Annotated in this window: 1 protein-coding gene and 1 pseudogene; both read left to right on the forward strand. The window is 67.8% G+C overall.

Annotated features, from left to right (window positions below; all coding sequences use genetic code 11):
• Positions 1 to 18: 18 nt before the first annotated feature.
• Positions 19 to 4,122 carry an SDR family NAD(P)-dependent oxidoreductase gene (locus tag ACFVJX_RS35795; RefSeq protein ID WP_384136790.1) on the forward strand — a complete coding sequence of 1,368 codons (4,104 nt, stop codon included), beginning with the start codon at positions 19 to 21 and terminating at the stop codon, positions 4,120 to 4,122.
• An 8-nt stretch (positions 4,123 to 4,130) separates the two neighbouring features.
• Positions 4,131 to 8,020 (forward strand): annotated as a pseudogene (locus ACFVJX_RS35800) (type I polyketide synthase); the annotation flags it as partial.

Below are 8,020 nucleotides of genomic sequence, written 5' to 3' on the forward strand. Positions count from 1 at the left end.
ATTGTGGAGCAGGCGCCGGTGGTGGAGGAGCCGGAGGCGGTCGACTCTGTTGAGTTGCCGGTGGTTCCGGTGGTGTTGTCGGCGCGGAGTGATGCGGGGTTGTCGGGTCAGGCGTCGGCGTTGTTGGAGCGGGTGAAGGCTGCTGGGCCTGAGCTGGTCGATGTGGGGTTTTCGTCGGTGGTGTCGCGTGCGGTGCTGGAGCGTCGTGCGGTGGTGGCGGCTGCGGATCGTGAGGAGTTGGTGGCTGGTCTGACCGCGCTGGCTGAGGGTGGGTCGTCGTCTTTGGTGGTGCGGGGGTCGGTGCGGCCGGCCGGTGGGACGGCGTTTTTGTTCACGGGTCAGGGTGCGCAGCGGTTGGGGATGGGCCGCGAGCTGTACGGGGCCTTCCCGGTGTTCGCGGAGGTGTTCGATGCGGTCGTGGCGGAGTTGGATGCCAGGCTGGGTGTGAGCCTGCGTGAGGTGGTGTGGGGTGAGGATGCTGATCTGCTGAATCAGACGATGTTCGCCCAGGCCGGCCTGTTCGCGGTCGAGACGGCCCTGTTCCGTCTGCTGGAGTCGTGGGGGGTACGTCCGGATTTCCTGGTGGGTCATTCGGTGGGTGAGATCGCGGCGGCGCATGTCGCTGGTGTGTTGTCCCTGACCGATGCGGCTGAACTTGTCGTGGCGCGTGGTCGGTTGATGCAGGCGTTGCCGTCGGGTGGGTCGATGGTGGCGGTGGAGGCGACGGAGGCGGAGGTTCTTCCGCTCCTGAACGACGAAGTCGGTATCGCCGCGGTCAATGGTCCGCGTTCCGTTGTTGTTTCGGGTGCGGAGTCGGCGGTTGCTGATCTGGTGGGGAAGTTTGCTGGTCAGGGGCGTCGGTCGAGTGTGTTGCGGGTGTCGCATGCGTTCCATTCGCCTTTGATGGAGCCGATGTTGGCGGAGTTCGGTGCGGTGGTCGCGGGGCTGGAGTTCGGTGCCCCGTCGATCCCGGTGGTGTCGGGTGTTTCCGGGGATGTGTCGGAGGGGTGGGGTTCGGCGGAGTACTGGGTGCGGCATGTGCGGGAGGCGGTGCGGTTCGCCGACGCGGTGTCGTTCGTCGCGTCGCGTGGCGTCACGTCGTTTGTCGAGGTGGGCCCGGACGGTGTGCTGAGTGGGATGGCTCAGCAGTCGGTGGATGCGGAGAGTGCGGTCTTCGTTCCGGTGGTACGCAAGGGCCGTGCGGAGGTATCCACGGCTGTTACTGCACTGGGCCAGCTGCACGTGGGCGGAGTGCCGGTCGACTGGGCCAGGTTCTACGAGGGCTCGGGTGCTCGCCGTGTCGATCTGCCGACCTACGCCTTCCAGCACCAGAACTACTGGATCGTCGGCGAGCAGCACGGCGCGGACGTCGAATCCATCGGGCAGGAGTCCGTCGAGCACCCCATCCTGAGTGCCGTGCTTTCCTCGCCCGACGCGGACAGCGTGGTGCTGACCGGCCGCCTGTCCACCGGGTCGCACCTCTGGCTCGCCGACCACGCTGTCGGAGATGCCACGCTCTTCCCCGGTACGGGTTTCGTGGAACTGGTGCTGAGGGCAGCGGACGAGGTCGGCTGCTCCAGGTTGGAAGAGCTGACCCTGGAAGCGCCGCTGGTGCTCCCGGAGCATGGCGGCGTCGCTCTCCAGGTCGCCGTCGGTTCCCCTGACGACTCCGGCCGGCGGCCGGTGACCGTTCACTCGCGAGGTGAGGCGACGGATCTGTCCTGGGTGCGTCACGCCACAGGTTCGCTCGTCGCCGCCCCTGCTGGTGGGCCTGACACCCAGGATGCGGACTGGGTCTCCGGGCAGTGGCCCCCGGCCGGTGCGGAGCCCGTGGACCTGGACGGGTTCTACGACGGAATGGCGGAGGCGGGTCTGCGCTACGGGCCTGCCTTCCGCGGACTGAGCGGAGCCTGGCGGACCGACGATCACGTCTTCGCCGAGGTGGGCCTCCCCGAGGGCACGGAGTCCGGAACCTACGCCCTGCACCCGGCGTTGTTCGATGCCGCGTTGCATGGGGTGGCGTTGTCGGGTGCGGTGGGTGAGGGGGCGGCGTTGCCGTTCGCGTGGTCGGGTGTGTCGTTGGGTGTGGTGGGTGCGTCGGTGGTGCGTGTCCGGGTCTCGGTGGTGGGTGAGGGCCGGGTCTCGGTGGTGCTGGCCGATGCCGGTGGTGACGTGGTGGCGTCGGTGGACTCGCTCGCGCTGCGCTCGGTGGACGGGGAGCGGCGCGCGGCGGCCGAGTCCGGCGCGTGGGGGTCTCTGTTCAGCGTTGAGTGGCCCGAGGTGGCGCTGCCCGCTGCGGGCACGTCGGACGGGCGGGTTGTCGGCAACTGGGCCGATCTGCCGAGTTCGTCGGATGTGGTGCTGGATGTGGTGCCGGATGTGGTGGTGTTTGATTCGGTGCGTGTTGGTGGGGTGGGGGTTGGTTCTGCGGTTGGTGTGCGGGATGCGGTGTGTGAGGTGTTGGGGGTGGTGCAGGAGTGGCTGGTTGATGAGCGGTTCGCGGGGGCTCGTCTGGTGGTGCGGACGGTGGGTGCCGTGGCGTTGCCGGGTGAGGGTCTGGCGGATGTGGCCGGTGCTGCTGTGTGGGGGCTGGTGCGGTCGGTTCAGTCGGAGAATCCCGGGCGCGTGGTGCTGCTGGACGGTGAGCTCGACGATCTTGCGGACGTGGCCCGGCTGGTGGCACTGGACGAGTCCCAGGTGGTCGTGCGCGATGGCCGGGCGCACGTGGGCAGGCTGCAGCGCGCAGTGCCCCCTGCCGGTGACAGGTCCGGCGTGGAGTTCGACCCTGCCGGGACGGTGCTGCTGACAGGCGGCACGGGAACGCTGGGCCGGGTGTTCGCGCGTCACCTCGTGATGGAGCGCGGAGTGCGGCGATTGGTCTTGACGAGCCGTCATGGTGGCAACGCCGAGGGTGCCAGGGAACTGGTCGAGGAGTTGGCCGACCGAGGCGCCGAGGTCATCGTGGAGGCGTGTGATGTCGCTGAACGAGGCTCTCTGGAAAGGGTGTTGGGGGCCATTCCGGCGGATCGCCCGTTGGTGGGGGTGGTGCATCTGGCCGGGACGCTGGATGACGGAGTGATCGGTTCGCTGACGCCGGAACGGGTGTCGGCGGTGCTCCGTCCGAAGGTGGACGGCGCACTGAACCTGCACGAGCTGACACGGGGCCTGGACCTCGCCGCCTTCGTTCTCTTCTCCTCGGCTGCCGGGGTGATCGGCAATCCGGGCCAGGGGAACTACGCCGCGGCGAACGCGTTCCTGGACGCGCTGGCCACGTACCGCGAGGCAGAAGGACTCCCCGCACAGTCCCTCGCCTGGGGGCCGTGGGTCGAAGGAGGGATGGCGGACGGGCTACAGACCGCCGACTCGGAGCGGATGCGCCGGACCGGCATCGTGCCGCTGTCGGACAAGGAAGGCACAGCGCTCTTTGACGCTGCCGAAACATCCGGATCCGCCGCGCAGGTCACCATGCGACTCGATCTCACAGGACCGGGAGCGCCGGGTCCGGACGATCTGCCTGACCTGTTCCGAGGGCTGGTCAGGACGGATGTGCGCCGAGCGGCCGACACCTCGTCCACCGGGGCCGCAGCCTTCCGCCGGCGCCTGGCCGCACTGTCCGACGAAGAGCGTGAGGAACAGGGACTCGATCTGGTACGCGCCCAGGCAGCCGCGATCCTCGGGTTCTCCGGGCCCTCGGCCATCGACCCGGACCGGGCCTTCAAGGAACTGGGGTTCGATTCGCTTGCGGCGGTGGAATTCCGCAACAGCCTCGCGCAGGCCACGGGTCTGCGTCCGCCTGCCACTTTGGTCTTCGACTATCCGAATGCGCGCGCACTCGCGCAGTACCTCGCAGAGGAACTGCGGCCTGACTCCCCGACGGGCGAGGAGGCCGCGGGCGAGGAACGGATCCGGCGCATTCTGCAGGGAATTCCGCTGAGCCGGCTGAAGGATGCGGGACTGATGGAGGTCCTCTTCGAACTCGCCGAAGCTCACGAGGACACGGTCGAATCGACCTCCGACGCAGAAGCGACGTCGGCCGATTCGATCGATGCGATGGATGCCGAGAGTCTGATCAGCATGGCGCTCGAAGGTTCTGGTCTTGACGACGCGACACAGGGAATGTGAGAGCCGCGATGAGTAATTCCGACGAGAAGCTGGTTGCCGCGCTGCGGGCGTCGCTCAAGGAGAACGACCGTCTGCGGGCCCAGAACCGAAAGCTGTCGTCCGTGGCTCGTGAGCCCATCGCCATCGTGTCGATGAGCTGCCGCTTTCCGGGAGGCGTCGAAACACCGGAGGCTCTGTGGCAGCTGGTGGACGACGGCGTGGACGCCATTTCCGAATTCCCCGCGAACCGCGGCTGGAACGTCGAAGCTCTCTACGATCCGGCGGGCGAGCGGCAGAACACCAGCTACGTCAACCAGGGCGGCTTCCTGCACGCTGCGGACACGTTCGACCCCGCCCCCTTCGGTATCAGCCCGAACGAGGCGCTGATCATGGACCCGCAGCAGCGACTCCTGCTGGAATGCTCGTGGGAGGTGTTCGAGCGGGCGGGAATCGATCCCGCCACACTGAAGGGCAGCAAAACCGGCGTGTTCGCCGGAATGATGTACCACGACTACGCGCACAACAGCGCCACGGGCTCCATCGCATCCGGCCGGGTCTCCTACGTCTTCGGCTTCGAAGGACCGTCGATGACGCTCGACACCGCGTGCTCGTCCTCGCTGGTGGCTCTGCACCTGGCGGCCCAGGCGCTGCGTTCGGGCGAGTGCTCGATGGCGCTGGCGGGCGGCGTGGCAGTCATGTCGACGCCTGAGGTCTTCGTGGAGTTCAGCAGGCAGGGCGGCCTGTCGAGGGACGGCCGCTGCAAGTCATTCGCAGGTTCTACCGATGGCACCAGCTGGTCGGAGGGGGCCGGCGTCCTGCTCCTGGAGAAGCTCTCCGACGCTCGCGCCAACGGGCACCCGGTGCTTGCCGTGCTGCGGGGGAGTGCGGTGAATCAGGACGGTGCGAGCAACGGGCTGACGGCTCCGAACGGCCCGTCGCAGCAGCGGGTGATCCGTGCAGCGCTGGCTGATGCCCAGATCTCGTCCGACCAGGTGGATTTGGTGGAGGCGCACGGTACGGGGACTCGGTTGGGTGATCCGATTGAGGCGCAGGCGTTGTTGGCGACGTATGGGCAGGGGCGTCCGGAGGGTGATCCGTTGTGGTTGGGGTCGTTGAAGTCGAATCTGGGTCATAGTCAGGCGGCTGCTGGTGTGGGTGGTGTGATTAAGGCGGTGCAGGCGATTCGGCATGGTGTGTTGCCGAGGACGTTGCATGTGGATGTGCCGACGCCGCAGGTGGATTGGGATGCGGGTGCGGTGGAGTTGTTGACGGAGTCGCGTGCGTGGCCGGTGCGGGATCGTCCGCGGCGGGTGGGTGTGTCGTCGTTCGGTCTGAGTGGGACGAATGCGCATGTGATTGTGGAGCAGGCGCCGGTGGTGGAGGAGCCGGAGGCGGTCGACTCTGTTGAGTTGCCGGTGGTTCCGGTGGTGTTGTCGGCGCGGAGTGATGAGGGGTTGTCGGCGCAGGCGTCGCGGTTGCTGGAGCGGGTGAAGGCTGCTGGGCCTGAGCTGGTTGATGTGGGGTTTTCGTCGGCGGTGTCGCGTGCGGTGCTGGAGCGTCGTGCGGTGGTGGCGGCTGCGGATCGTGAGGAACTGGTCCGGGGATTGTCTGCGCTGGCTGAGGGTGGGTCGTCGCCGTTTGTGGTGCGGGGGTCGGTGAGGCCGGCGGGTGCTACGGCGTTCCTGTTCACGGGGCAGGGTGCGCAGCGGTTGGGGATGGGCCGTGAGTTGTACGGTGCGTTTCCGGTGTTCGCGGAGGCGTTCGACGCGGTGTTGGTGGAGTTGGATGTGCGGTTGGGTGTGGGTCTGCGTGAGGTGGTGTGGGGTGAGGATGCCGAGCTGCTGAACGGGACGATGTTCGCCCAGGCCGGCCTGTTCGCGGTGGAGACGGCGTTGTTCCGGTTGTTGGAGTCGTGGGGGGTGCGTCCGGACTTCTTGGTGGGTCATTCCGTCGGTGAGATCGCGGCGGCGCATGTCTCGGGGGTGTTGTCCTTGACCGATGCGGCTGAGTTGGTGGTGGCGCGTGGTCGGTTGATGCAGGCGTTGCCGTCGGGTGGGTCGATGGTGGCGGTGGAGGCGACGGAGGCGGAGGTTCTTCCGCTCCTGAACGATGAAGTCGGTATCGCGGCGGTTAATGGTCCGCGTTCGGTGGTTGTTTCGGGCACGGAGTCGGCGGTTGCTGAGCTTGTTTCGGTGTTCGAGGCGCAGGACCGTCGGTCGAGTGTGTTGCGGGTGTCGCATGCGTTCCATTCGCCGTTGATGGAGCCGATGTTGGCGGAGTTCGGTGCGGTGGTCGCGGGGCTGACGTTCGGCGCCCCGTCCATCCCGGTGGTGTCGGGTGTTTCCGGGGATCTGTCGGAGGGGTGGGGTTCGGCGGAGTACTGGGTGCGGCATGTGCGGGAGGCGGTGCGGTTCGCGGATGCGGTGTCGTTCGTCGCGTCGCGTGGGGTGACGTCGTTTGTCGAGGTGGGCCCGGACGGTGTGCTGAGTGGGATGGCTCAGCAGTCGGTGGATGCGGAGAGCGCGGTCTTCGTTCCGGTGGTACGCAAGGGCCGTGCGGAGGTATCCACGGCTGTTACGGCACTGGGTGAGCTGCACGTGGGCGGAGTGCCGGTCGACTGGGCCGGGTTCTACGAGGGTTCGGGTGCTCGCCGTGTCGATCTGCCGACTTATGCCTTCCAGCGTGAGCGGTACTGGATGGAGTCGGAGCTCGGCGGCAACGACCCCGGCCAACTCGGCCTGGGCACCACCGACCACCCACTTCTCGGCGCAGCCGTCGCGCTGGCCGAGTCGGACGAAATGGTGTTGACCGGACGGTTGTCCCTGGCGACTCAGCCGTGGCTCGCCGACCACGGCGTACTGGGGAGTGTGCTGCTGCCTGGGACAGCCTTCGTCGAGCTGGCCGTCAGAGCGGGTGACGAGGTGGGGTGCGATTTGCTGGAGGAGCTCACGCTTCAGGCACCCCTTGTAGTGCCTGAGCAGGGCGGCGTCGCGATGCAGGTGGCCGTCGGAGCCGCCGACGCATCGGGGCGACGCTCGGTCAGCGTCCACTCGCGCAACGAGAGCACGGGCGCTGTCCAGTGGACGCGTCATGCGGAAGGCATCCTCGCTCAGGGCGCGGCCGCTCCGGCGTCAGGTCTGACCGAGTGGCCTCCGGCAGGTGCCACGGAGGTGGACGTGGCGGGTGCCTACGACCTGCTGTCCGAGCGTGGATACGGATACGGTCCGGTTTTCCAGGGGCTCAAGGCGGCCTGGACCTCTGGTGAGGAGCTGTACGCGGAGGTCGCGCTCCCCGAGTCCGCCCACGGCGACGCCGCTCGCTTCGGTCTGCACCCAGCGCTGCTCGACGCGGCGATGCATGTGGCACTCATCGACGACGGTTCGCAGACCGACCAGTCCACGGTCCTGCCCTTTGCCTGGACCAACGTCGCCCTGCACGCCGCAGGCGCGTCGACGCTCCGCGTCCGGATCGCGCCGGCGGGGCAGGACAGCGTGTCGGTCCTCGTGTCCGATGGCGTCGGTCAGCCTGTTCTCAGCGTCGGAGCACTGGTGTCGCGTCCGGTGTCGGTGGAGCAGTTGGGTGGTTCGGTTGGGGGTGGTGGGTTGCATGAGGTGGTGTGGCGGTCGTTGGGTGCTGGTGCTGGTGCTGGTGCTGGTGTTGGTGCTGGTGTTGGTGGGGTGGTTCCGGTGGTGTTTGAGGTGCCGGTGGTGCCGGTGGGGGTGGATCCGGTGGTGGGGGTTCGTTCGGTTTTGGGTGGGGTGTTGGAGGCGGTTCAGGGGTGGCTTGTGGGTGGTGGGGTGGGTCCGTTGGTGGTGGTGACGCGGGGTGCTGTGTCGGTGGGTGGGGATGTGGGGGTGGATGTGTGTCAGGCGCCGGTGTGGGGGTTGGTGCGGGCGGCGCAGGCGGAGAATCCGGGTCG

The organism is Streptomyces sp. NPDC127177 (genome assembly GCF_042672475.1).
Lineage (GTDB): Bacteria > Actinomycetota > Actinomycetes > Streptomycetales > Streptomycetaceae > Streptomyces.